This window comes from Kitasatospora sp. NPDC057198 (genome assembly GCF_042670125.1).
Lineage (GTDB): Bacteria > Actinomycetota > Actinomycetes > Streptomycetales > Streptomycetaceae > Kitasatospora.
In genome coordinates, this window is sequence record NZ_JBHUWH010000070.1 from 1 (window position 1) to 24402 (window position 24402).

General features: G+C 73.3%; 14 protein-coding genes. 8 read left to right on the top strand and 6 right to left on the bottom strand.

Going from position 1 to position 24402, the window contains the following annotated elements; genetic code table 11:
* Positions 1 to 40 precede the first annotated feature (40 nt).
* Positions 41 to 556 (bottom strand): RICIN domain-containing protein, encoded by a 516-nt coding sequence (locus tag ACFUEL_RS11535; RefSeq protein WP_380235897.1) that lies wholly within the window; start codon positions 554 to 556, stop codon positions 41 to 43.
* A gap of 248 nt (positions 557 to 804) precedes the next feature.
* Here ACFUEL_RS11535 and ACFUEL_RS11540 point away from each other — a divergent pair, with 248 nt between their 5' ends.
* The gene (locus ACFUEL_RS11540) at positions 805 to 1224 is read left to right on the top strand and encodes a hypothetical protein (RefSeq protein ID WP_380235898.1); all 420 of its coding nucleotides are present in this window, start codon (positions 805 to 807) and stop codon (positions 1222 to 1224) included.
* Positions 1221 to 3833, top strand: coding sequence for a tetratricopeptide repeat protein (locus tag ACFUEL_RS11545; RefSeq protein ID WP_380235912.1), 2613 nt, complete (start codon positions 1221 to 1223; stop codon positions 3831 to 3833). Before ACFUEL_RS11540 ends, ACFUEL_RS11545 begins: the two co-directional genes overlap by 4 nt.
* A 38-nt stretch (positions 3834 to 3871) precedes the next feature.
* On the opposite strand, the gene ACFUEL_RS11550 is transcribed toward ACFUEL_RS11545, so the two are convergent.
* Positions 3872 to 5032 (bottom strand): acyltransferase family protein, encoded by a 1161-nt coding sequence (locus ACFUEL_RS11550; RefSeq protein ID WP_380235899.1) that lies wholly within the window; start codon positions 5030 to 5032, stop codon positions 3872 to 3874.
* A 199-nt stretch (positions 5033 to 5231) separates the two neighbouring features.
* On the opposite strand from ACFUEL_RS11550, the gene ACFUEL_RS11555 reads away from it, so the two are divergent.
* The gene (locus tag ACFUEL_RS11555; protein WP_380235900.1) at positions 5232 to 8276 is read left to right on the top strand and encodes a bifunctional [glutamine synthetase] adenylyltransferase/[glutamine synthetase]-adenylyl-L-tyrosine phosphorylase; all 3045 of its coding nucleotides are present in this window, start codon (positions 5232 to 5234) and stop codon (positions 8274 to 8276) included.
* Between the two features lie 144 nt (positions 8277 to 8420).
* Here the strand turns inward: ACFUEL_RS11555 and ACFUEL_RS11560 are convergent, their stop codons facing one another.
* Complete coding sequence (locus ACFUEL_RS11560; RefSeq protein WP_380235901.1) at positions 8421 to 9371, bottom strand: phosphatase PAP2 family protein; 951 nt, start codon at positions 9369 to 9371, stop codon at positions 8421 to 8423.
* 320 nt (positions 9372 to 9691) lie between these two features.
* On the opposite strand from ACFUEL_RS11560, the gene pulA reads away from it, so the two are divergent.
* Together pulA and ACFUEL_RS11570 are read left to right on the top strand one after the other, a co-directional pair.
* Positions 9692 to 15307: a pullulanase-type alpha-1,6-glucosidase gene (gene pulA / locus ACFUEL_RS11565; RefSeq protein ID WP_380235902.1), complete on the top strand. Its 5616-nt coding sequence runs from the start codon at positions 9692 to 9694 to the stop codon at positions 15305 to 15307.
* Positions 15308 to 15755: 448 nt separating this feature from the next.
* Positions 15756 to 18110: a M4 family metallopeptidase gene (locus tag ACFUEL_RS11570; RefSeq protein ID WP_380235903.1), complete on the top strand. Its 2355-nt coding sequence runs from the start codon at positions 15756 to 15758 to the stop codon at positions 18108 to 18110.
* 126 nt (positions 18111 to 18236) lie between these two features.
* Here ACFUEL_RS11570 and ACFUEL_RS11575 read toward each other — a convergent pair whose 3' ends face one another.
* The 3 genes from ACFUEL_RS11575 to ACFUEL_RS11585 are packed head-to-tail and all read right to left on the bottom strand — an operon-like array spanning position 18237 to position 19980.
* A complete protein-coding gene (locus ACFUEL_RS11575) occupies positions 18237 to 18854 on the bottom strand; it encodes a hypothetical protein (RefSeq protein ID WP_380235905.1) in 618 nt (205 codons plus the stop codon).
* Between the two features lie 9 nt (positions 18855 to 18863).
* On the bottom strand, positions 18864 to 19442 hold the full coding sequence (locus ACFUEL_RS11580; protein ID WP_380235906.1) for an exonuclease domain-containing protein: 579 nt from the start codon (positions 19440 to 19442) through the stop codon (positions 18864 to 18866).
* Positions 19443 to 19500: 58 nt separating this feature from the next.
* Positions 19501 to 19980, bottom strand: a complete 480-nt coding sequence (locus tag ACFUEL_RS11585) for a hypothetical protein (RefSeq protein ID WP_380235908.1) — start codon at positions 19978 to 19980, stop codon at positions 19501 to 19503.
* A gap of 314 nt (positions 19981 to 20294) precedes the next feature.
* Between ACFUEL_RS11585 and ACFUEL_RS11590 the strand changes: the two genes are divergently transcribed.
* The 3 genes from ACFUEL_RS11590 to ACFUEL_RS11600 all read left to right on the top strand — a co-directional run bounded on the left by ACFUEL_RS11590 (position 20295) and on the right by ACFUEL_RS11600 (position 24400).
* A complete protein-coding gene (locus ACFUEL_RS11590; protein ID WP_380235909.1) occupies positions 20295 to 20936 on the top strand; it encodes an HNH endonuclease family protein in 642 nt (213 codons plus the stop codon).
* Positions 20937 to 21141: 205 nt separating this feature from the next.
* Positions 21142 to 22401, top strand: a complete 1260-nt coding sequence (locus ACFUEL_RS11595) for an alpha/beta fold hydrolase (protein ID WP_380235910.1) — start codon at positions 21142 to 21144, stop codon at positions 22399 to 22401.
* A gap of 319 nt (positions 22402 to 22720) precedes the next feature.
* On the top strand, positions 22721 to 24400 hold the full coding sequence (locus ACFUEL_RS11600; protein WP_380235911.1) for an alkaline phosphatase D family protein: 1680 nt from the start codon (positions 22721 to 22723) through the stop codon (positions 24398 to 24400).
* Positions 24401 to 24402: the final 2 nt, after the last annotated feature.

Below are 24402 nucleotides of genomic sequence, written 5' to 3' on the forward strand. Positions count from 1 at the left end.
GCCGTCCACGACGGCAGCGCCCGGGCACCGGCACGACGCCCTAGCCGAGCGGGAACCAGTCCTGGTTGTCGCCGTTCCAGCAGTCCCACTGCCGGGCGGTGGCGCCGTTGCTGTAGTCCCCGAGTGCGATCTCCAGGCACTTGCCGCTGTCCGCGTTGCGCAGGGTGTAGCCGGAGCCCTTGATGCGGGTCCAGTACCACTGCTGGTTGGGGCCGCCCCAGCAGTCCCACTGCCTGACGGGGGCGCCGTTGTCGTGGTTCCCCAGGGGGGTCTCCAGGCACTTTCCGCTGTCGAGGTTGACCAGCGAGCCCGCGGGCCCGGCCGTCAGGCTCCACCTCTGGTTGGCGCCGCCCCAGCAGTCCCACTGCTGGGCGGTGGCGCCGTTGTCGTGGTTCCCGAGGGCGATCTCCAGACAGTGGGCGGCGGGGGTGCCCAGGGAGACGACGCCGGGGAACGGGTCCGGGTGGAAGGTGCCGGCGCTCGCGGTGGGGATGCCCGCGGTCAGTGCGAGACCGAGACCGAGGGCGGCAGCGACTATTCGGCTTCCGAGAGCCATGTGTGCAATCTCCGTCGAGTGAGGAGCCGATGGAACGGGGGCGGGCAGCCGGCCGGGACGCGCCCGGCCCCCGAGCCCCCCGGGGCGGCAGCTTAGTGGCCGACCGGGACCCGGCTCCAACCGGTTTCGCCGCCACCGCGCTGCCCGCGGAGGTCCGAGGTCCGTACGCACCCGGCCGGGCACGGCCGTTTTCGGGGGTGCGGCGGGGGAAACAGGACCCTGTCGAGCGTCACGGGCCGGGAGGGCGGATGGAGTTGCGGTTGCGGTACGCGCCGGAGGCGGTGAACGCCGGGCGGTTCGCGGCGGACATCGTGGCGTCGGCGGCGCGGGTGAGCGGGGTGGAGCTGGACTACTCGGTGGGGAGCCTGGCGGTGGTCGACGGGATCATCGAGGAGTTCCGGGGGAGCGGGATCGCCAGCGGGCAGGTCGGCGAGACGCTGTTCGGATTCGGCTGCTACGTCGGCGAGGTGATGGTCCGCCAGGGCGGCGCCGCCTGGCGGGCGGTGGCGGGCGAGGAGGCGGTGGCGTTCGGCTTCCCGCTGGTGGTGGAGCTGCCGAGCGGCCAGGTCGGCAACCCGATCGGAAAGGTGTTCCGCCGGCTGGACAACGGGCCCGAGGACAGCCTGCCGTACTTCTACGCGGTGTTCGCCGAGCCGTGGCGCAGGTGAGTGGGCGGGGGCCTTCGCGGCAGGAGCTGATCCGGCGCCGGCGGCGCAGCGGGTTCGTCGGGCGAAGCAGCGAACTGGCATCGTTCAACGAGGTGTTGCGGCAGCCGCCGGAGGACGCGGCGCAGTTCCTGTTCCACGTCCGCGGTCCGAGCGGCGTGGGGAAGTCCACGCTGGTGCGGCAGTTGGAGAACGCCGCGCGCGAGGCCGGGGCCGTCACCGGATACGTGGACGAGTCGGTGACGGACGTGGTCGAGGCGATGCAGGCGGTCGTCGGGCAACTCGCCCAGCAGGGGGCGCCGTTGAAGGCCCTGGGCCGGCAGCTGAGCACCTACCGGCAGCGGCGGCACGAGGCGGACGCGGGCTTGGCGGTGGGCGAGGACCGGGCCGGGGTCGCCGGGCCCTCGGCGGCCAGCGTGGTCGCGTCCAGGATCGGCCTGGTCGGGGCGGCGATGGTCCCCGGTGTGGGGGCGTTCACCGCGGCGCTCGACGCCAACCAGGTGGCGGCCGGGGCCGAGCAGTTGAAGGGGATGCTCAGCGCGCGGTTCCGCAGCCACGACGACGCGCAGCTGGTGCTGTCCCCGGTGCGGACGCTGACCCCGGTGTTCCTGCAGGACCTCGCGGAGGTCGCGCAGAAGCACAGCTGGGTGGTGCTGTTCTTCGACACGTACGAGCGCACCGGCCCGCTGCTCGACGGCTGGATCCGGGACGTGCTGGTCAGCGATCGGTACGGCGAACTGCCCGCGAACGTGCTGGTGGTGCTCGCCGGGCAGGGCCGGTTGGACGCGCAGTGCTGGGGCGACTGGCTGGACCTGGTCACGGACCTGCCGCTGGAGGTGTTCACCGAGAGCGAGGCGCGGCAACTGCTGGCCGCGAAGGGCGTGACGGACGAGCACGTGATCGAGGTGATCCTCCAGCTCTCCGGCCGCCTCCCGCTGCTGGTCTCCACCCTCGCCGAGGCCCAGCCGTCCGACGCGGCCGACGTCGGCGACCCGAGCGGCACCGCCGTCGAACGCTTCCTCAAGTGGGAGACCCAGCCGGCCCGGCGGGCCGCGGCCCTGGCCTGTGCGCTGCCGCAGGACCTCGACGAGGACGTGTACCGGGCCGCGGTGGACGACGAGGAGGTCCGGGAGCTGTTCGGCTGGCTGCGTTCGCTGTCGTTCGTCATCGACCGCTCCGGCCGCTGCCACTACCACGACGTGGTGCGGACGCCGATGCTGCGTCTGCAGCGCCGCCAGTGGCCCACCCGGTGGCAGCAGCAGCACACCCGGCTCGCCGAGACCTTCGCACGGTGGCGGATCCAGCGAGCGGACGACGGGGCGGCGCCGACCCGCAACTGGCGCGACGACCGCTGGCGGGAGTACCGGCTCCAGGAGACCTACCACCGGCTGTGCGCCGATCCCCGGCAGGCACTGGGCCCTGCCCTGCGCGAACTTCTCGACGCCTACGGCCAGGGCACCGCAGTGCTCCGCCGCTGGGTCCGGACCCTGCTCCGGGCTGGGCAGGACACCGACGCCGAGGATGTCCGGGGGTGGGGCGAACGGCTGACGGTCGCCCTCAACGAACCGGAACCGGGCATCGCCGCCGTCACCCTGCTGCTGTCCGGCGGGAGGCTCGACCGGAAGGGGCGAGCCTTCGGACACCTGCTGCGCGGGGAGGCCCACTCCTCGGCAGAACGGCACGGGCCGGCGCTGGCGGATCTGGACCGGGCGATCGAGTTGGATCCGGAGTACGTGCGGGCGTTCGGATCGCGCGGGCGGGCCCTGGCAGCGCTGGGCCGGTACGAGGAGGCGTTGGCCGACTTCGAACGGGCGCTCGACCTGGATCCGCGGTACACCTGGGTGCTCGGGTCGCGGTCGAATGCCTATGCGGACATGGGTCGTTACGAGGAGGCGCTGGCGGATCTGGACCGAGCGATCGAGTTGGATCCGGAGTACGTGTGGGCGTTCGGATCGCGCGGGAGACTCCTGAAGATTTTGGGCCACTACGAGGAGGCGTTGGCGGATCTGGAGCGGGCGGTCGAGTCGGATCTCGAGTACGGATGGGCGATCTGCCACCGGGGTTACGTCCTGATGGTGATGGGGCGTTGCGAGGAGGCATTGGCGGATTTCGAGCGGGCGATCGACCTGGACTTCGACGACATGGGTTGGTTGTATTGCAGGCGCGGAACAGTGCTCGCCGGGATGGGCCGTTACGAGGAGGCGCTGGCGGATTTCGAGCGGGCGATCGAGCTCGGCCCGGACGAAGCCGGCCACCACTATGACAAGGCGCTGGCTCTGCACGCGCTGGGCCTGCCGGGATGGGAGGCGTGTCTGGCACGGGCCGTCGAACTCGCCAGGCGCCGCGAGGACGGGCCAAGTGCTTTTCAGCGGATCGCCGCTCTCTGTTTCCTGGTGTGCGCGTACGCGGCGATGCTGAACCAAGAGGAGTCCGAGCGTGCGTTGGAGAAGTTCCTGGGCGCCGCCCCGCCGCCCGGAGCACTCGTCGATCTGCGGCTGACACTGGTGGAGCTGGCACAGGTGGTTCCGGAGTCCACACGGGTGGTGGCAGCGCTGCAGGAGCACCTGCTCGATCTGCCCGGTGGCGGAGCCTCCGCAGAGGGTGTCGGGTGAGCGGGGCGTCGGCGGGCGTTGGGCTGTGGTCGCCTCGGCTACGTCAGCGAGGTGGAGCCCTCGGGCAGGTGGTGGCCGGTCGGTTCGGTGACCGGGCGGGGCCGGACCAACCCGGGGGAGCGGGGAGCGGCGGGACGGTCGCGGAGGAGACGTTCCAGGGGGCGTTCGACGAGGTGGTGGAGGGCGGCGGCCAGGGTGAGGGAGGCGGTGGCGAGCAGGAGCCAGGTGGTGGCGGTGGAGAGGCCGGGGGCGGGGTGGCCGTGGCGGTGGAGCCAGGGGCGGAAGGTGATCTCGTGGACCAGGTACCAGGCGAAGGACCAGTCGCCGAGGAGGGTCCAGGGGCGGCGGCCGAGCGGGCCGCCGGGGCGGCGCAGGTCGGCCTGGGCGGTGGCGGTGACCAGGGCGGCGAAGAGCGGGGCGGAGAGCAGCTGGGAGGCGGTGTAGGGGCTGTACCAGGCGGGATCGGGGACGGCGTGGTGCCAGGGGATCAGGGCGAGGTGGAAGGCGGCCACGGCGAGGGCGGTGGGCAGCACGGGCAGGGCGGGCAGGCGGCCGCGGCGGACGGCCGGGGCCAGGGCGGCGCCGAGCAGGAACTGCGGGGTGCGGCTCAGCGGCAGGTAGTCCAGCAGCCAGCTGCGCAGGCCGGGGTCGGCGACGGCGGAGCCCGCCAGCCACAGCAGCGGGCCGGCGGCGCAGCACAGGACGGCGGTGCGCGCACCGGGGCGCAGGCGGGGCCGGAGCAGGAGCGGGAACAGCAGGTAGAACCAGGCTTCGTCGCCGAGCGACCAGCCGGCCGGGTTGCCGCCCATCACGGTGCCGCGCCCCCACGGGTGCAGCAGCGGCAGTGACCACAGGGCGGCGGTGACCGGGACGGCCGCGCCGAGGGCGGCGTACACGGCGAGCGAGGCGCCGGTGGTCAGGGCGTGCAGCGGCCAGATCCGGGCGAGCCGGCGGCGGTAGAAGCGGCGGGCCGGGACGCGGGCGTCCGGGTACGTCCAGGCGAGCACGAAGCCGGACAGCACGAAGAAGAACGTCACGCCCGAACGCCCGTACCAGGCGAGCGGGCTGAGCACCGGCAGCGCGCCGACCTGGCGGGAGAGGTGGTAGCAGACGACCAGCAGGGCGGCGAGGAAGCGCAGGCCGGTGAGCGAGGGCAGGCGGGCGGGGAGGGCGGGGGGTATCCGCAGCGGGGTCGTCACCCCGTGGCCAACGAGCCGGGTGGCGGGCTGTCACGGGGCGCGGGGCGGGAGGCGGGTCGTCCGGGGGCGACGGTGCGTCACGGGGCGCGGGGCGGGAGGCGGGGCGTCCGGGGCCGACGGTGCGTCACGGGGCGCGTCCCGGCCGGGTGGGAACGTACCCTTCGGTGCAGGGGAACCGGGTACGGGAGGCGGGACGACGGTGGAGGAACGGGCCGGGAGCCGGGTCAGCCGGCTGGAGACCCGACTGGTGCGGCGCGGGTTCTCCGACCCCGACCAGGCGGTGCGGCTGCTCGGCGAACCGGAGTTGCAGGGCCTCGCCGCCGATCCGGTGCTGCTGGACGCGCTGGGCGCCGCCGCCGACCCGGACCAGGCGCTGTTCGGCCTGGCCCGGCTGCTGGAGGCGCTCGACCCGCACGAGCGGCACACCCTGCGCGACACCCTGACCACCTCCAAGCCGCTGCGCGACCGGCTGCTCGGCGTCCTGGGCGCCTCCACCGCGCTCGCCGACCACCTGGCCCGGCACCCCCGGGACTGGCACGCCCTGGTCTCCTTCGAGCTGCGCGACATCCACCCGGGGCGGAGCGACTTCCTCGGCGAACTCACCCGCCGGGTGTGGTCGGAGGACGGCGCCGACCGGGCCGACGCGCTGCGCGCCGCCTACCGGCGCTGCCTGCTGGCCATCGCCGCCCGCGACCTGTCCGGCACCACCGACCTGCCGCAGGCCGCCGCCGAGCTCGCCGACCTGGCCGGCGCCACCCTGCAGACCGCCCTGGACATCGCCGCCGAGCAGGACCCGGAGGCCGCCGCGGCCTGCCGGCTGGCCGTGATCGGGATGGGCAAGTGCGGCGGCCGCGAACTCAACTACGTCTCCGACGTGGACGTGATCTTCGTCGCCGAGGCCCGGGAGGGCGTCGAGGAGCAGCAGGCCGTGCAGGCCGCCACCCGGCTCGCCGCGCACGCCATGCGGCTGTGCTCCGACACCACCGGCGAGGGCACCATCTGGCCGGTGGACGCCAACCTGCGCCCCGAGGGCCGCAACGGCCCGCTGGTGCGCACCCTGGCCAGCCACCTCGCCTACTACCGGCGCTGGGCCAAGACCTGGGAGTTCCAGGCCCTGCTGAAGGCCCGCCCGATCGCCGGCGACGCCGCACTCGGCCGCGCCTACGCCGAGGCCGTCGCCCCGCTGGTGTGGCAGGCCGCCGCCCGGGAGAACTTCGTCGCCGACGTCCAGCAGATGCGCCGCCGGGTGGTCGACGCCATCCCGGCCGGCGAGCTGGACCGGCAGCTGAAGCTCGGCCCCGGCGGCCTGCGCGACGTCGAGTTCGCCGTCCAGCTGCTGCAGCTCGTGCACGGGCGCACCGACGAGGCGCTGCGGAGCGGCAACACCCTGGAGGCGCTGGCCGCGCTCAGCGCCGGCGGCTACGTCGGCCGGGCCGACGCCGCCTCGCTGGACGCCGCGTACCGCTTCCTGCGCACCCTGGAGCACCGGATCCAGCTCCAGCGGCTGCGCCGCACCCACCTGATGCCCACCGACCCGGCCGACCTGCGCCGGCTGGCCCGCACCATGGCCCCGCTGATCAGGGGGGAGACGCGGGACGACCCGGTCGCGGCGCTGCAGCGGGAGTGGAAGCGGCACGCCGTGGAGGTGCGGCGGCTGCACGAGCGGCTGTTCTACCGGCCGCTGCTGGACGCCGTCGCCGAACTGCCGGTCGCCGAACTGCGGGTCACCGGCTCCGGCGCCGCCGGGCTCAGCGCCGAGGCCGCCAAGCAGCGCCTGGCCGCCCTCGGGTACGCCGACCCGGCCGCCGCGCTGCGGCACATCTCCGCGCTGGCCTCCGGGGTCAGCCGCAAGGCCGCGATCCAGCGCACCCTGCTGCCGGTGCTGCTGGGCCGGTTCGCCGACTCCGCCGACCCGGACGCCGGGCTGCTCAACTTCCGCCAGGTCTCCGACGCGCTCGGCCGCACCCCCTGGTACCTGCGGCTGCTGCGCGACGAGGGCGCCACCGCCGAACAGCTCGCCCGGGTGCTGTCCGCCGGGCGCCTGGCCCCCGACCTGCTGCTGCGCGCCCCCGAGGCGGTCGCCATGCTCGGCGACCCGGGCGGTCTCGTCCCGCGCGGCCGGGCCGCGCTGGAGGCCGAGGTGCTGGCGGCGGTCGGCCGGGCCGGCGGCCCGGCCGCGGGCATCGCCGCCGCGCGGGCCGTCCGCCGCCGCGAGCTGTTCCGCACCGCCGCCGCCGACGTGCTCGGCCGGCTCGACGAGGACCCGGCCCGCGCCCTCGACCTGGCCGGCGAGGCGCTCACCTCGATCACCGCCGCCACCCTGCAGGGCGCGCTGCGCGCCGCGGCCGACGGCTGGGAGGCCCGGGGCGGCGAGCTGCCCACCCGGATCGCGATCGTCGCGATGGGCCGGTTCGGCGGCCACGAACTCGGCTACGGCTCGGACGCGGACGTGCTGTTCGTGCACGAGCCGCAGTCGGGCGTCCCCGACGAGGAGGCCGCGAAGGCCGCCCGCGAGGTGATCGGCGAACTGCGCACCCTGCTGGCCGCCCCGTCCGTCGAACCCCCGCTGCAGGTCGACGCCGACCTGCGCCCCGAGGGCCGCAACGGCCCGCTGGTGCGCACCCTCGGCTCGTACGCGGCCTACTACGCGCGCTGGTCGCACGCCTGGGAGAGCCAGGCGCTGCTGCGGGCCGAGCCGATGGCCGGGGACGCCGGGCTGGGCGAGCGCTTCCGCGAGCTGGTCGACCCGCTGCGCTACCCCGGCGCGGGCGTCCCCGACCGGGACCTGGTGGAGATCCGCCGGATCAAGGCCCGGATCGAGTCCGAGCGGCTGCCGCGCGGCGCCGACCCCACCACCCACACCAAGATCGGCCGCGGTGGGCTGGCCGACGTCGAGTGGACGGTGCAGCTGCTCCAGCTCCGGCACGGCCACGAGGTGCCCGCCCTGCGCACCACCCGCACCCGGGCGGCGCTGGCCGCGGCGACGGCGGCGGGCCTGGTCGACGGGGAGGACGCGGAGGTGCTGGACGCGGCCTGGGTGCTGGCCTCCCGGGTGCGGGCCGCGGTGATGCTGGTGCGCGGGCGGGCCGGCGACAGCTTCCCCGGGGACGCGCGGGAGCTGGCGGGGGTGGCGCGCTACCTGGGGTACGGGGTGGGGCACTCGGGGGAGCTGGTGGACGAGTACCGGCGGACGACGCGGCGCGCGCGCCGGGTGGTGGAGCGGCTGTTCTACGGCGGGGAGTAACGCGTAGGCGCGAGCTTCGGGCGGGCGCGCAGCAGGATCGCGGCGCAGGACGGTCGTTCTTCCCGTGCCGCGATCCTTCGGGGGGTGGGTGGCCGGTCGCGCAGTTCTCCGCGCCCCCGGTTTCGCGCTCGTCGAGCGCTCGCGCTAGGCGTTGACCTTGGTGTCCCACTGGGCGGGGACGGTGAGCTCCCGGTCGACCGGGTCGCCGGGCTTGCGGGGCAGGCGGTAGACCCAGGTGTGGTAGACCAGGCGGGCGGCGAGGAAGCCGACGGCGAGGCAGATCAGGCCGCCGACCGCGTCCAGCCAGAAGTGGTTGGCGGTGGAGACGATCACGCTGAGGGTGACCACGGGGTAGGCGAGGCCGAGCAGGCGGACCCAGGTGCGGCGGGCCAGGAAGAAGATGGTCAGGCCGCACCAGGTGGACCAGCCGATGTGCATCGAGGGCATCGCGGCGTACTGGTTGGAGACCGTCGCCCCGGCGCCGGAGGCCAGCGAGCCCCAGGTGTGGTGGAGCGTGACGGTGTCGAGGAAGCCGCCGCCGGTCATCAGGCGGGGCGGGGCCAGCGGGAAGCAGTAGAAGCCGACCAGGGCGATGCCGGTGGTGATGAACAGCACCGTCCGGGAGGCGGCGTAGCGGCCGGGGTGGGAGCGGTAGAGCCAGACCAGCACGCCGATGGTGATGATGAAGTGCAGGGTGGCGTAGTAGTAGTTCATCCCGACGATGAGCCAGGTCACCGAGTTCACGCCGTGGTTGACGGAGCGCTCCACGGCGATGCCGAGGGTGTGCTCCAGGTTCCAGACCCAGGTCGCGTGCTTCTGCGCGATCTCGGCCTGTTCCGGGACGGCGTTGCGGACCAGTGAGTACAGCCAGTAGCTGAGGCCGATCAGGGCGAGCTCGAAGAGCAGGTGCGGGCGGCGCGGGGTGCGGCGCTGCTCGCGCAGGCGGTTGCGGACGGCGGCGGTGGGCGACTGGGCGACGCGGGTGGCTCCGCCGGGCGTACGGGCGGTGTGGTCCGTGCCCGGGTCGGAACCGTCGTGCGTGGTCCGGTCGGCGCGCTCGGCGCCGGCTGTCTGGATCTCGGTCGGTTCCCCCATGGAGGAGAAGTCTGCCAGACCCGGTGTGGCCGCTTGCTCATCCTCTGGTTGGGGATTCTTCACCGACTGTCCCCCCACGGGGGTAGGGGTAGATCGGTTTTCGAGGCGCATGCGCTCCATTGTGGCGCGCGGGTCAGCGGGGGTCGAACCGGGGTCTGGTTCGGGTACGCACCCAGGTGGCGCGGGGGGAGGGGCTCAGGTCACGACTCGGTACGACTCGGGCCGGAAATGCCTTTCGCATCTTGCTGAAACATCTTGCAGGGCGCTAGGTTCCACGCCACCCACCCCTTGCCCGAGCGCCCCCGAGGGAGAGCCCTGCCGTGGCCGACGCCCCGTTCCGCCCCCAGCGCCGCACCACCCCCTACCGCCGTCCCGGACGGGCCGCCGTCCTGGTGGCGGCCTCGCTGATCGCCGCCACCCTGGGCGCCGCCCCGCTGGCCGCGGCCGCGTCCGCCAAGCCCGCGGCCCCGCCGTCCGACAAGGACCTGGCGGCCACCGCGAGCCGGCACGACCTGACCCGCGAGCAGTTCTACTTCGTGCTGCCGGACCGCTTCGCCAACGGCAGCACCGGCAACGACACCGGAGGCATCACCGGCGGCCGGATGGACAACGGCCTCGACCCGGCCGACAAGGGCTTCTACCACGGCGGCGACCTCCAGGGCCTGATCGACAAGCTCGACTACATCCAGGACCTCGGCACCACCGCGATCTGGATGGCGCCGATCTTCAAGAACCAGCCCGTGCAGGGCGCCGGGGCGGACGCCTCGGCCGGCTACCACGGCTACTGGATCACCGACTTCACCCAGGTCGACCCGCACTTCGGCACCAACGCCCAGCTCAAGGAGCTGATCGACAAGGCGCACAAGCGCGGCATCAAGGTCTTCTTCGACGTCATCACCAACCACACCGCCGACGTCATCGACTACGCGGAGAAGACGTACGACTACCGCTCCGAGGGCGCCTACCCGACCCTCGACGCGGACGGCAACCCGGTCGACGAGACCGCGGTCGCCGACGCCCGGGCGCAGTGGCCCAGCATCACCAAGGACTCCTTCCCCTACACCCCGGTGCTGCGCGACCAGGCGGGCGCGACCGCCAAGACCCCGTCCTGGCTGAACGACCCGTCGCTGTACCACAACCGCGGCAACTCGACCTTCGTCGGCGAGTCCGCCACCGAGGGCGACTTCTCCGGCCTGGACGACCTGGACACCCAGAACCCGAAGGTCGTCGCGGGGATGGAGAAGATCTACCAGCAGTGGGTCGCCGAGACCGGCGTCGACGGCTTCCGGATCGACACCGTCAAGCACGTCAACCTGGCGTTCTGGGAGCAGTGGGCGCCCGCGCTGAAGCAGTTCGCCGCCCAGCAGGGGAACAAGAAGTTCTTCATGTTCGGCGAGGTCTACTCCGGCGACCCGGCCGTCACCTCCCCGTACGTCACCAAGGGCAAGCTGCAGGCCACCCTGGACTTCGCGTTCCAGGAGGCGGCCCGCAAGTACGTCTCGCAGAACGGCTCGGCCAAGGCGCTCAGCGAGCTGTACGCGCAGGACTACCGGTACACCACCGCCGACACCGACGCCTACGAGCTGCCGACCTTCCTCGGCAACCACGACATGGGCCGCTTCGGCTCCTTCCTGCAGAGCGACAACCCGGGCGCCTCCAACGAGGCGCTGCTCGCCAAGGACCGGCTCGCCAACGAGCTGCAGTTCCTCACCCGCGGCCAGCCGGTGGTCTACTACGGCGACGAGCAGGGCTTCACCGGCGCGGGCGGCGACAAGGACGCCCGGCAGGACATGTTCGCCTCGAAGACCCCCTCGTACAACACCGACACCGTCATCGGCGGCGAGTCGGGTTCGAAGGACCGGTACGGCCGGGACGGCGCGCTGTACCAGGGCATCAGCGGCCTGGCGAAGCTGCGCAAGGACAACCCGGCGCTGGCCGACGGCGCCCAGGTCGAGCGGTACGCGGCGGACGGGCCGGGCGTGTACGCGTTCTCCCGGATCGACGCCAAGGAGCAGGTCGAGTACCTGGCGGCGGTCAACAACGCGGCCGAGGCGAAGACCGTCACGCTGGACACCTTCTCCGCGGGCATGGACTTCGAGGGCCTGTACGGGTTCAAGGGCAAGGTCACCAGCGGCGCGGACGGCAAGGTGACGGTCACCGTCCCGGCGATGTCCTCGGTGGTGCTGAAGGCGAAGCACAAGCTGGCCAAGCCCGCGGCGGGCCCGTCGATCACCGTGAGCGCGCCGGCCGACGGCTCGTACGGCACCGTCACGCTGGGCGCGAACGTGCCCGGCGGCGGGTTCAACCGGGTCACCTTCGCCGCGCAGGTCGGGGACGGGGCCTGGCAGACGCTGGGCACCGCCGACAACGGAACGTACCGCGTCACGCAGAACCTCGACGGCGTCGCGCCCGGCACCGTCGTCCGGTTCAAGGCCGTCGTCGAGGACTCGGCGGGCCGACTGGCCTCCACCACCGGGCAGTTCACCACCGGGCAGCAGGCCCCGACGCCCGCGCCCAGCGCGGTGACGCGCGAGTACGCGGTGGTGCACTACCAGCGGCAGGACGGGAACTACGACGGCTGGAACCTGTACACCTGGGGCGACATCGCCGACGGCGAGGCGACCACCTGGCCGGAGGGCCACGGCTTCGTCGGGCGGGACGCCTACGGCGCGTTCGCGTACGTGAAGCTCAAGGGCGGGGCGTCCGACGTCGGGTTCGTGGTGGAGAAGAACGGCACCAAGGACGTCGACCAGGACCGGCACATCGACATCTCCGCCACCGGCGAGGTGTGGATCAAGGAGGGCGACGCCACCGTCCGCACCGCGAACCCGGACGCGGCGCAGCCGGTGCCCGAGGGCAAGGCGGTCATCCACTACCGGCGGGCCGACGGCGACTACACCGGCTGGGGCCTGCACGACTGGACCGGCGCGGCCACCCCCACCGACTGGGGCAACCCGCTGATGCCGGCCCGGCAGGACGCGTTCGGCGCGGTCTTCGAGGTGCCGCTGGCCGAGGGCGCGACCAGCCTCAGCTACATCATCCACAACGGCGGCGACAAGGACCTGCCGCAGGACCAGTCGCTCGACTTCGCCACCTCAGGCCGGGAGATCTGGATCATCGGCGGGCAGGAGGGCCACCTGCTGCCGCAGAGCGCCGGCACCTCCTCGCAGCTCGACCTGGGCTCCGCCAAGGCCCAGTGGATCGACGCCAAGACCGTCGTGGTGCCCGCCAACTACGGTGCGGCGGACGCCCAGTTGAAGGGCGGCACCAGCGCCCAGCTGATCTACGACCCCGCGGGCGGGCTGAGCGTCGACAAGGGCGTGCTGTCCAAGCCGGGCCAGTGGATCCGGCTCAACCCGGCGGCCGGCCTGACCGACGCGCAGAAGGCGAAGTTCCCGCACCTGGCCGGGTACCGGGCGTTCACCGTCGACCCGCGCGACGCCGGCCGGATCACCGCCGCGCTGCGCGCCCAGGTGGTGTTCACCGAGCACCTGCCGAACGGCGCCGCGCTCGCCGCCACCGGCGTGCAGACCCCCGGCGTGCTGGACGACCTGTACGCGGCCAAGGCGGCCTCGGCGCAGCTCGGCCCGGTGTACTCGGAGGGCGACGGCAAGGGCAACAACGGCAACGGGAACGGCAACGGGAACGGGAACGGGAACGGCAACGGCAACGGGAACGGGAACGGCAACGGGAAGGGCAAGGGCGACAGGCGCAAGGTGACGCTGTCGCTGTGGGCGCCGACCGCCACCGACGTCGCGGTGCAGCTGTTCGACAAGGCGAGCGGCGGCACCCCGAGGACCGTGCCGCTGAAGCGGGACGACGCGTCCGGCGTCTGGTCGCTGACCGGGGACGCCAAGGACCTGGACGGCAAGTACTACCTGTACCAGGTGAAGGTGTGGGCGCCCAGCGTCCAGCAGTCGGTCACCAACCTGGTCACCGACCCGTACTCGACCGCGCTGTCCGCCGACTCCAAGCGCAGCCTGGTCGCCGACCTGTCCGCGGACGCCACCAAGCCCGAGGGCTGGGACCGGCACCGCAGCCCGGAGGCGATCCCGGCGGTCGAGCAGCAGATCCAGGAGCTGCACGTGCGGGACTTCTCGTCCGCCGACAGCACCGTGCCGGCCGACGAGCGGGGCACCTACCTGGCGTTCACGCAGTCCAGGTCGGCGGGCATGCAGCACCTGAAGGACCTGGCCAAGGCGGGCGTGACCACGATCCACCTGCTGCCGACCTTCGACATCGCCACCATCCGGGAGAACCGGGCCGACCAGAAGCTCCCGGCCTGCGACCTGGCCGCGCTGGCCGCCGACTCCGACAAGCAGCAGGAGTGCGTGGCGGCGGTGCAGGCCGACGACGCCTACAACTGGGGCTACGACCCGCTGCACTACACCGTCCCCGAGGGCTCGTACGCCACCGACCCGAACGGGACGGCGCGCACCGAGCAGTTCCGCGCGATGGTGCAGGCGATGCACGAGGCGGGCCTGCGGGTGGTGCTGGACGTGGTCTACAACCACACCGCGGCCGCCGGGCAGGACGACAAGTCGGTGCTCGACAAGGTCGTCCCCGGCTACTACCAGCGGCTGAGCGACAGCGGGAAGGTCACCACCGACTCCTGCTGCGCCGACACCGCGCCCGAGCACGCCATGATGAACAAGCTGGTCGTGGACTCGGTGGTGACCTGGGCCAAGCAGTACCGGGTGGACGGCTTCCGGTTCGACCTGATGGGCCTGGACCCGAAGTCGACCATGCTGGACGTGCAGTCGGCGCTGCGGAAGCTGACCCCGCAGAAGGACGGCGTCGACGGCAGGAACGTCTTCCTGTACGGCGAGGGCTGGAACTTCGGCACCGTCGCCAACGACGCCCGGTTCGTCCAGGCCACCCAGGTCAACATGGCCGGCACCGGCATCGCGACCTTCAACGACCGGATCCGGGACGCCGGGCGCGGCGGCAACTACGAGCTGTCCTCGGCCCCGCAGCAGGGCTTCGCCTCCGGCCTGTTCACCGACCCGAACGGCTCGGACGCCAACGGCACCCCCGAGCAGCAGAAGGCCCGGCTGCTGCACCAGATGGACCAGGTGAAGGTCGGCCTGACCGGCAACCTGGCGGCCTACCGGTTCACCGACAGCAGCGGCAAGCCGGTCACCGGCAGCGGCGTCGACTACAACGGCGCGCCGACCGGCTACGCGGCCAACCCCGGCGAGGCGGTGGAGTACCTGGACGCGCACGACAACGCGGACCTGTACGACGCGCTGGCCTTCAAGCTGCCGCAGGGCACCTCGCCCGCAGACCGGGCCCGGATGCAGGCGCTCGGCCTGTCGCTGACCGCGCTGAGCCAGGGTCCGGGCTTCGCCCAGGCCGGCAGCGACCTGCTGCGCTCGAAGTCGCTGGACGCCAACTCCTTCGACTCCGGCGACTGGTTCAACTCGATCGGCTGGGACTGCCGGCAGGGCAACGGCTGGGGCCGCGGCCTGCCGATGGCGGCCGACAACCAGTCGATGTGGGCCCGCGACAAGCAGTTGCTGGCCGACCCGAAGCTGCGGATGGGCTGCAACGAGATGGGCGCCTCCACCGCCATCTACCAGCAGTTCCTGCGGATCCGGCAGTCCTCGCCGCTGTTCGCGCTGGCCAGCACGGCGGAGGTGCAGCGCCGGCTGTCCTTCCCGCTGTCCGGCACCGCGGGCGAGAACCCGGGCGTGATCACCATGCACCTGGACGGCGCCGGGCTGAAGGGCGCCGAGAAGGGCATCACGGTGGTCTTCAACGCCACCCCGACCGCGCAGACCCAGACCGTGGCCGGCCTGCGCGGCAGCAAGCAGAAGCTGCACGAGGTGCAGGCGAAGGGCAGCGACCCGGTCGTCAAGCAGGCGGCCTTCGACCCGGCCTCGGGGACCTTCACGGTGCCGGGCCGGACGGTGGCGGTGTTCGTCCAGAACTGACGGTTTCCCAGCGGTAACAGGGGCCTCACCTCCGGGTGGGGCCCCTGGCCGTGGTGGCCGAAAACCGATGGTGCGCGGGGAGGTTTGGCATGGACCTTCCCGAATGCGTCCCACATGCCGGACCATGAGGGGCTGCCGGGGGCGCGGCGGGGCGGTCATTAATCAGTCAATCCCTGGCATGCATCTGTCATTGGTGCGCCGTTTACTGCCAGGATTCCCCCGGCTGCGAACCGGCGGGTAGCCCCAACACCCCAGCCCCGCCGGTGGATTCCTCCCCGAGGACACCGGCGGCCGCAGCCCGGCGCGCGTACCCCAGCGCGCCCGGTACCGCGAACCCGCACCGCACCCCGCGCCGCGAACCGGCGGCAGGGGCCCCCGCTGCGCCGCAACCGCGGCCAGATTCTCTCCACCGCTCGTGACCCCGCGACGGTCGGTAAAGGAGTCCCGCATGTCTCGCCGCACGCATGTCCGCGTGAGCACGGCCGCCCTCGCGGCCACCACCGCCCTGCTGGTGACCGCGATCCCGGTGGCCGTGGCCCAGGCCGCGCCCGCCGCCCCCTCCCCGGCCGGCCAGGTAGCCTCCCAGCAGGCCGCCGCCGGACACGCCCAGCTGATCTCCGACGCGGGCAGCCGCTCGGCCGGCTTCGCCCAGGCCCTGGGCCTCGGCGCCCAGGAGAAGCTGGTGGTCAAGGACGCGTCCAAGGACGCCGACGGCACCCAGCACTTCCGCTACGAGCGCACCTACGGCGGACTCCCCGTCCTCGGCGGCGACCTGATCGTCCACCAGGCCGCCAACGGCACCACCAAGGGCGTCGACCGGGCCTCCACCGCCGCGCTGGACGGCCTGTCCACCACCCCCAAGCTGGCCGCCGCCAAGGGCCAGGCCGCCGCGCTGGCCGCCCAGGCCGGCTCCGCCCTGGACACCGCGCCCCGCCTGGTGGTCTGGGCCGCCGACAACCACCCGCGCCTGGCCTGGGAGACCGTGGTCTCCGGCGTCCAGGAGGACGGCACGCCCAGCAAGCTGCACGTGGTCACCGACGCCACCAGCGGCGACGTGATCCAGAAGTGGGAGGGCGTGCAGACCGGCACCGGCAACGGCGTCTTCGTCGGCAGCGTCACCCTCGGCACCTCGCAGTCGGGCTCCAACTACCAGCTCAAGGACCCGACCCGCGGCAACATGTACACCACCAACCTGAACAACGGGACCAGCGGCACCGGCACGCTGTACTCCAAGTCGACCGACAGCTGGGGCGACGGCACCGTCTCCAACAAGGAGTCCGCGGCCGTCGACGCCCACTACGGCGTCGCGATGACCTGGGACTACTACAAGAACACCTTCGGCCGCAGCGGCATCCGCGGCGACGGCGTCGGCGCCTACAGCCGGGTCCACTACGGCAGCAACTACGTCAACGCGTTCTGGGACGACAGCTGCTTCTGCATGACCTACGGCGACGGCTCGGGCAACACCCACCCGCTGACCGAACTCGACGTCGCCGGCCACGAGATGACGCACGGCGTCACCTCCAACACCGCCGGCCTGAACTACTCCGGCGAGTCCGGCGGCCTCAACGAGTCCACCTCGGACGTGTTCGGCACCATGGTCGAGTTCTACGCGAACCTGCCCAAGGACAACCCGGACTACCTGATCGGCGAGCTGATCAACATCAACGGGGACGGCACCCCGCTGCGCTACATGGACAAGCCCTCCAAGGACGGCTCCTCGGCCGACTCCTGGTACAGCGGCGTCGGCAACCTCGACGTCCACTACTCCTCCGGCGTCGGCAACCACCTCTTCTACCTGCTGGCCGAGGGCAGCGGCGCCAAGACCGTCAACGGCGTCAGCTACAACTCGCCCACCGCCAACGGCATCACCGTCACCGGCATCGGCCGGGACAAGGCCGCCGCCATCTGGTACCGGGCGCTCACCACCTACTGGACCTCCACCACCAACTACGCCAGCGCCCGGGCCGGCATGCTCTCCGCCGCCACCGACCTGTACGGCTCCGGCTCCGCCGAGTACAACGCCACCGCCACCGCCTGGGCCGCCGTCAACGTCGGCTCGCTGCCCAGCACCGGCGGGCCCACCGTCACCAGCCCCGGCAACCAGTCGACCGCGCTGAACGGCGCCGTCAGCCTGCAGGTCAAGGCCAGCGGCGGTACCGCGCCGCTGGGCTATTCGGCCACCGGGCTGCCCACCGGCCTGTCGATCAACGCCTCCACCGGCCTGATCAGCGGCACCGCCACCGCCGCCGGGACGTACAACGTCACCGTCACGGCCAAGGACGCCGCGGGCAAGACCGGCACCGCCTCCTTCACCTGGACCGTCACCTCCGGCGGCGGCACCGGCTGCACCCCGGCCCAGCTGCTCGGCAACCCCGGCTTCGAGACCGGCAGCGCCAGCCCGTGGACGGCCTCCTCCGGCGTGGTCGACAACTCCTCCTCGCAGGCCGCGCACGGCGGCTCCTGGAAGGCGTGGATGGACGGCTACGGCTCCAGCCACACCGACACCCTCTCGCAGACCGTCAGCATCCCGGCCGGCTGCAAGGCCACGCTGAGCTACTGGCTGCACGTGGACACCGCGGAGACCACCACCTCCACCGCGTACGACAAGCTGACCGTCACCGTCAACGGCACCGCGGTCGCCTCGTACTCCAACCTCAACAAGGGCACCGGCTACACCCAGAAGAGCATCGACCTGTCGGCCTACGCGGGCCAGAGCGTCACGGTGAAGTTCAGCGCGGTCGAGGACTCCTCGCTGCAGACCTCCTTCGTGATCGACGACACCGCCGTCCAGACCGGCTGACACCCCCGCGCCGACGCCGTCCCCCGGAGCCCGGCGGCCCGGGGGACGGCGGACCGGAGTCCGGCGGACCGGGGGCGGCACCGGGTGCGCAGGTGTGCGGCGCGGAGGCCGACGCCGGCCGGCGGGTCAGGAGACGAAGCCGATGACGCCGAAGCCGGGCCGCCGCTGCGCGTGGCGGAGCCAGCCGAGGACGTCGGCGACGGCGTCGACCACCTCGGGCTCCAGCGGCGGGGCGTGGTCGTCGCGCACGGTCTGCTCGAACTGCTCCAGCGCGGCCACGCACCGCTCGTGCGTCCACTCGCCGCAGGTCGGGTACTCCGACATGCTCGGCGGCACCCCGTCGGGCACGGCCGCGCCGTAGTGGAACTCGGCGAGCGAGACCTCGGTGATCCGCAGCGCGCGCAGACCCTCGTCGACCACGCTCAACCAGGTGCCGCGGAACGGGGAGAAGCTGGAGTTGTCGAGGAACGAGCCGGTCAGCCGGCACAGCCGCTGGTAGGCGTAGCTGTACTGGAAGGCGTACTCGGGGGCGGCCGGGTAGGGCCCGCCGTGCACCACCGCGCGCAGCGCCTCCGCGGCGCCGGGCGCGCCGTTCGCGATCTGGTGCGAGAACCACTCGTCGTCCGAGGCCAGGGCGTCGCCGAAGTTCTCCTCGACGGCCCGCAGCAGTTGCTCGTCGCGGGAGCCGACCAGGGCGCGGGTGGCCGCGGTGTCGAGCAGGAAGACGCTCAGTGAGGAACTCATGCGCACAGCCTAGGGATTGCCGCCGACAGCCGGGCCCCCGGTCCAGTCGCCCGACCCGGCCAGCGACAGCACGAGGGCGGCGATGTTCCAGGCGTCGTCCGCGCCGCTGTGGTGGCGGCCCTCCAGCGGGAGGCCGGCCAGCTCCAGGGCCCGAGCCATGCCGGGGCGCTTGCGCAGGCCGCGGGCCTCGGTGAAGACCGCCTTGGCGTTGGCGTGCCGGCGGCCGAACGGGTAGGCGGCGCCGGTGGCCCGGCACTGGCGGTCGAACTGCAGCCGGTCGTAGTCGCCCCAGCTCGCCCAGGGGCGCTCGCCCGCCCGGTGCTCGGCGGCCAGCAGGCGGCAGGCGTCCGCGAAGGCCACCCCGCCCTGCACCTCGCCCTGTGTCAGGCCGGTCAGCTCCGTGCAGAAGGCGCTGACCGCCGAGCGCTGCGGGCGCACCAGGATCCGGTGCCGGCCGACCCGCCGCAGTGCGGTGAGGTCGACCACCGTCAGCCCGATCTCGATGATCTCGCTGACCTGCCCCGGCGGCGGCTGCCCCTCCCAGCAGGTGGCCTCGACGTCCACCACGTTCCACAACTCCGGCTCCATGGCCGGATCATGCGCAGCCGCCCCCGGCTGGGTCAACCGGATATCCCGGCCGCGCGGATCAGCGCACCGGGCCGCACTCGTCGACCAGGACGGTCGGCGCGCAGCGGAACGCCCCGGTGTCCACCGGGCCGTAGGCGACGTTGAAGGTGTCCAGCCAGTACGACCAGTCCTGCATGCCGGCCGCGCTGCTGAAACGGTGGTTGAGCTGCCAGCGGACCCACTGGCCCGGCAGCAGGCGCACCGCGGGCGGGCGGCGCCGGCGCGGCGGCAGGTCGTACAGCGGCGGGACGAGGGGGAGCACCCGCAGGCGGCCGTCCCGCTCGCGCAGGCCCAGGCCGCTCGGGCGCAGCGCCTCCCACGTCTCGTGCGGCGCGAAACCGTCCTCCTCCCGCATCCGGACGGCGTGCAGGTGGCCGGGGCCGGGGGCGCCGGGCGGCAGGGCGAAGCCCGCGGGCGCCGCGTTCCGGCGGACGGCCGCCTCCCCGCCCCGGGAACGCTTCGTCCAGGACGTCCTGACCCACTGCACCGTGATGTCCACGATCTCCGCGCCACCCGCTCTCCGTGCCGGTGACCGAGGGTACGGGGTGCGTTCCGGCCGGCCGCGGCCAGGTGCGGGTCGGGCGGGGCCGGACGGGCGGGGGTCGGGCGGAGGCCAGGTGCGGGCCGGGCGGGGGCCAAGACAGGCGCGGCGTCACGGACGGTTCCGGTGACGGGCGTTCACATCGGTGCCCGGGATCGCCATACGACGGTAATGCAATTTTCACGGCTCGGTGTCTACCCGCATAGACAGCCGCCTGCCACTCTGGCCCGGCACCGCCTCCCCACCCCTCCGCCGAGCCCAGGAGCGCCCCCGTGCCGAACCGTTTCCTCCGCCGCCTCGCCGCCGTCGCCGCCACCTCCGTCCTCGCCGCCGGAGCCGTCACCGCGAGCACCGGCACCGCCCAGGCCGCCCTGCCCACCCCGGTCTCCGCCACCACCGCCCGCGGCTACCTGGCCCAGTTGACCGTCAAGGCCGAGAACCGCACCGGCTACAGCCGCGACCTCTTCCCGCACTGGATCACCGTCTCCGGCACCTGCAACACCCGCGAGACCGTGCTCAAGCGCGACGGCTCCGGTGTGGTCACCGACGCCAACTGCGCCGCCACCTCCGGCAGTTGGTACTCCCCGTACGACGGCGCCACCTGGCACGCCGCCTCCGACCTGGACATCGACCACGTGGTGCCGCTCGCCGAGGCGTGGGACTCCGGCGCCTCCGCCTGGACCACCGCCCAGCGCCAGGCGTTCGCCAACGACCTGACCCGCCCGCAGCTGATAGCCGTCACCGACAGCGTCAACCAGGCCAAGGGCGACAAGGACCCGGCCGAGTGGCTGCCCTCGGTCACCGGCTACCGCTGCACCTACGTCCGCGCCTGGGTGCAGGTGAAGTACTACTACCACCTGTCCGTGGACAGCGCCGAGAAGACCGCGCTCACCAACGTCCTCAACGGCTGCTGAGCGACGCACAGTTCACCCCGGACCGTCCGCGCGGAGCTCCCGCCCGGACGGTTTGGGGCATTTGCGCCCGCGAATGACCGAAATGTCCGATCGGCGCGTCTTCGTCCTGGTCAACCCCCTTTTCCGGCATGCTTGCTGGCGGAACGAAGGACGGCGGAGACCGGCGACGACGCTGGGCGGTCGGATGCGGGCGGAGGGCGGGCGGATGGACAGGCGGAGCTTCCACCGGGCGGGGGTCGCGGCCGGCACCGGACTGTTCGCGGCCGCCACCGGCGGACGGGCGTACGCGGCGGCGGCCCACCAGGCCCCCGCCTACCCGGCGCCCGGGTACGGGACACCGTCCTACGGGGCACCGGAGTACGGGGCACCGTCCTACGGCGCGCCGGAGTACGGGGCCCCCGCCTACGTGCTGCCCGCCCACCCGGCCACCGGCTACCCGGGCGCCGCCTACCCCGCCCCCGGGTACCCGGCCCCCGGATACCCCGAACCCCCGTACGTGCCCGCCTACGTGGTGCCCCCGCGCGCCGCCTCCTACGGCGCGGTGCTCTCGGACGGCCTGACCGTGCCCTGGGCGCTCAAGCAGATCGCCGCCGGAGACCTGAACGTCTGCTTCGCCGAATGCGGCCCCGCCGAGGGCCCGGTGGTGGTGTGCCTGCACGGCTGGCCCTACGACATCCACAGCTACGCCGAGGTCGCCCCGCTGCTGGCGGCGCGCGGCTACCGCGTCCTGGTGCCCTACCTGCGCGGCCACGGCCGCACCCGGTTCCGCTCCGAACAGACCCCGCGCAACGCCCAACAGGCCGCCGTCGCCCGGGACCTGGTCGCCCTGCTGGACGCGCTCGGGATCAGCCGCGCCCTGCTCGCCGGATTCGACTGGGGCGCCCGGACGGCCGCCATCGTCGCCGCCCTGCGGCCCGAGCGGGTCAAGGCGCTGGTCTCCGGCGGCGGCTACCTGATCACCGACGTCCACGCGCAGGCCGACCCGCTGGGCGCGGAAGCCGAACACGCCTGGTGGTACCAGTACTACTTCAGCACCGAACGCGGCCGCCGCGCCCTGCTCGACCGCCGACTGCGCCGCGACCTGTGCCGCCTGGTGTGGCAGACCGTCTCGCCGACCTGGCGGTTCGAGGAGGAGGTGTTCGACCGCACCGCCAGCGCCTTCGACAACCCCGACTACCCCGAGATCGTGGTGCACAACTACCGCTGGCGGCTCGGCCTGGCCAGCGGCGAACGCCGCTACGACACCGACGAACGGCGGCTCGCCGACCGACCGGTGATCACCGTGCCCACCGTCACCCTCGACGGCGCCCTCGACCCGTTCACCCCGCCCGGCCGCGGCCGCGGCTACCGCGACCGGTTCGCCGGCCCCTACCTGCACCGCGTCCTCGACGGCATCGGCCACAACCTGCCGCAGGAGGCGCCCGGCGAGTTCGTCCGGGCGGTGCTCGACGCCGACCGGCTCTGAACCCGCCGCCCGCGGGCCCGGCGGGCCGCTCGCCGTCACCACCGACCGCGACGGCGACGTGATCGTCCGGAACCCCGCCACCGGCCGGTCGGTCCGTCGCTGCCTCCTCCTGCACCGCGCCCGGGCCGTCGTCATCCACGGCACCTCGTTCCCGGTCGCCCACGGCGCCGAGGCCGCCCGCATGGAACTGCCCCCGCCGCGACGCCGCGCCGTTGAACCACGGGCCCGCCCGCGCCCCCGCCGCACCGAGATGAAGACCCGACGAACAGTCAGGAGGCGCTCTGGACAAGCCGTTACCGATGGGTAAGTCTCTCTGGACGTGACCGAAACCACCAGCACCACCGCGCCTGCCGACGCCGCGCCCAGCGCCGCGCCCCGCCCGCCGCGCCGCCGGGTGATCCAGGCCGCCGCCCTCACCGCCGGGGCCCTCGCCCTGCCGCTCGCCACCACCGGCCGCGCCGACGCCGCCGACACCCCGCGCTTCCTGCACGGCGTGGCCTCCGGCGACCCGCTGCCCGACGGGGTCCTGCTGTGGACCCGCCTCACCCCCACCGCCGACGCCGCCCCCGGCTCCGGTCTCGGCCCCGACACCGCCGTCCGCTGGCAGCTCGCCACCGACCGCGACTTCACCACCGTCGTCACCACCGGCACCGTCACCACCAGTGCCGCCACCGACCACACCGTCAAGGCCGACGTCCGCGGCCTGCGCCCCGACACCGCCTACTGGTACCGCTTCCTCACCGACGGCGCCGCCTCCCCCGTCGGCCGCACCCGCACCGCCCCCGCCGCCGACGCCACCCTCGACCGGCTCCGCCTCGGCGTCGCCTCCTGCGCCAACTGGGAGGCCGGCTACTTCTCCGCCTACCGCCACCTCGCCGCCCGCGGCGACCTGGACGCCTTCCTGTTCCTCGGCGACTACATCTACGAGTACGCCACCGGCGCCTACGCCGCCCGCGGCACCGTCGTGCGCCCGCACGCCCCCGCCCACGAGATCCTCACCCTCGCCGACTACCGCACCCGGCACGGCCGCTACAAGACCGACCCCGACCTCCAGGCGCTGCACGCCGCCGTCCCCACCATCGCGATCTGGGACGACCACGAGTTCGCCAACGACGCCTGGTCCGGCGGCGCCGAGAACCACACCCCCGGCACCGAGGGCGACTGGGCCGGCCGGGTCGCCGCCGCCAAGCAGGCGTACTTCGAGTGGATGCCGGTCCGCCCCTCCGTCGCCGGCACCACCTACCGGCGGCTGCGCTACGGCAAGCTCGCCGACCTGCACCTGCTCGACCTGCGCTCCTTCCGCTCCCAGCAGGCCGCGATCGGCAACGGCGAGGTCGACTCCGCCGACCGCAGCATCACCGGCCGGGCCCAACTCGACTGGCTCAAGGCCGGACTGGCCGCTTCCGACACCACCTGGCGGCTGGTCGGCAACGAGGTGATGATCTCCCCGGTGGCCTTCCTCTCGGTGCCCGACTACCTGCTCCGCCCGCTCGCCCAACTGCTCGGCCTGCCCGGCGAGGGCCTCGCCGTCAACGTCGACCAGTGGGACGGCTACACCCACGACCGGCGCGAACTGCTCGCCCACCTGCGGGACCACCGCATCACCAACACCGTCTTCCTCACCGGCGACATCCACTCCGCCTGGGCCTGCGACGTCCCCTTCGAGGCCGCCACCTACCCCGCCTCCGGCAGCGCCGCCACCGAGTTCGTGGTCACCTCCGTCACCAGCGACAACATCGACGACATCCTCAAGGTCGCCCCCGGCACCCTCTCGCTGGTCGCCGCCGCCGCCATCCAGGCCGCCAACCGGCACGTCAAGTGGACCGACCTCGACTCGCACGGCTACGGGGTCCTCGACGTCACCGCCGACCGCGCCCAGATGGACTACTACGTCCTGTCCGACCGCACCAAGCCCGACACCACCAGCCGCTGGGCCCGCTCCTACCGCACGAAGAACGGCACCCAGCAGGTCGAACGGGTCTACACGCCCGTCTCCTGACG

Excerpts from the sequence above, each read along its gene's own strand:
- ACFUEL_RS11535 (WP_380235897.1), bottom strand. The coding sequence starts at position 556 with ATGGCTCTCGGAAGCCGAATAGTCGCTGCCGCCCTCGGTCTCGGTCTC.
- ACFUEL_RS11540 (WP_380235898.1), top strand. The coding sequence starts at position 805 with ATGGAGTTGCGGTTGCGGTACGCGCCGGAGGCGGTGAACGCCGGGCGG.
- ACFUEL_RS11560 (WP_380235901.1), bottom strand. The coding sequence starts at position 9,371 with ATGGGGGAACCGACCGAGATCCAGACAGCCGGCGCCGAGCGCGCCGAC.
- ACFUEL_RS11570 (WP_380235903.1), top strand. The coding sequence starts at position 15,756 with ATGTCTCGCCGCACGCATGTCCGCGTGAGCACGGCCGCCCTCGCGGCC.
- ACFUEL_RS11575 (WP_380235905.1), bottom strand. The coding sequence starts at position 18,854 with ATGAGTTCCTCACTGAGCGTCTTCCTGCTCGACACCGCGGCCACCCGC.
- ACFUEL_RS11580 (WP_380235906.1), bottom strand. The coding sequence starts at position 19,442 with ATGGAGCCGGAGTTGTGGAACGTGGTGGACGTCGAGGCCACCTGCTGG.
- ACFUEL_RS11595 (WP_380235910.1), top strand. The coding sequence starts at position 21,142 with ATGGACAGGCGGAGCTTCCACCGGGCGGGGGTCGCGGCCGGCACCGGA.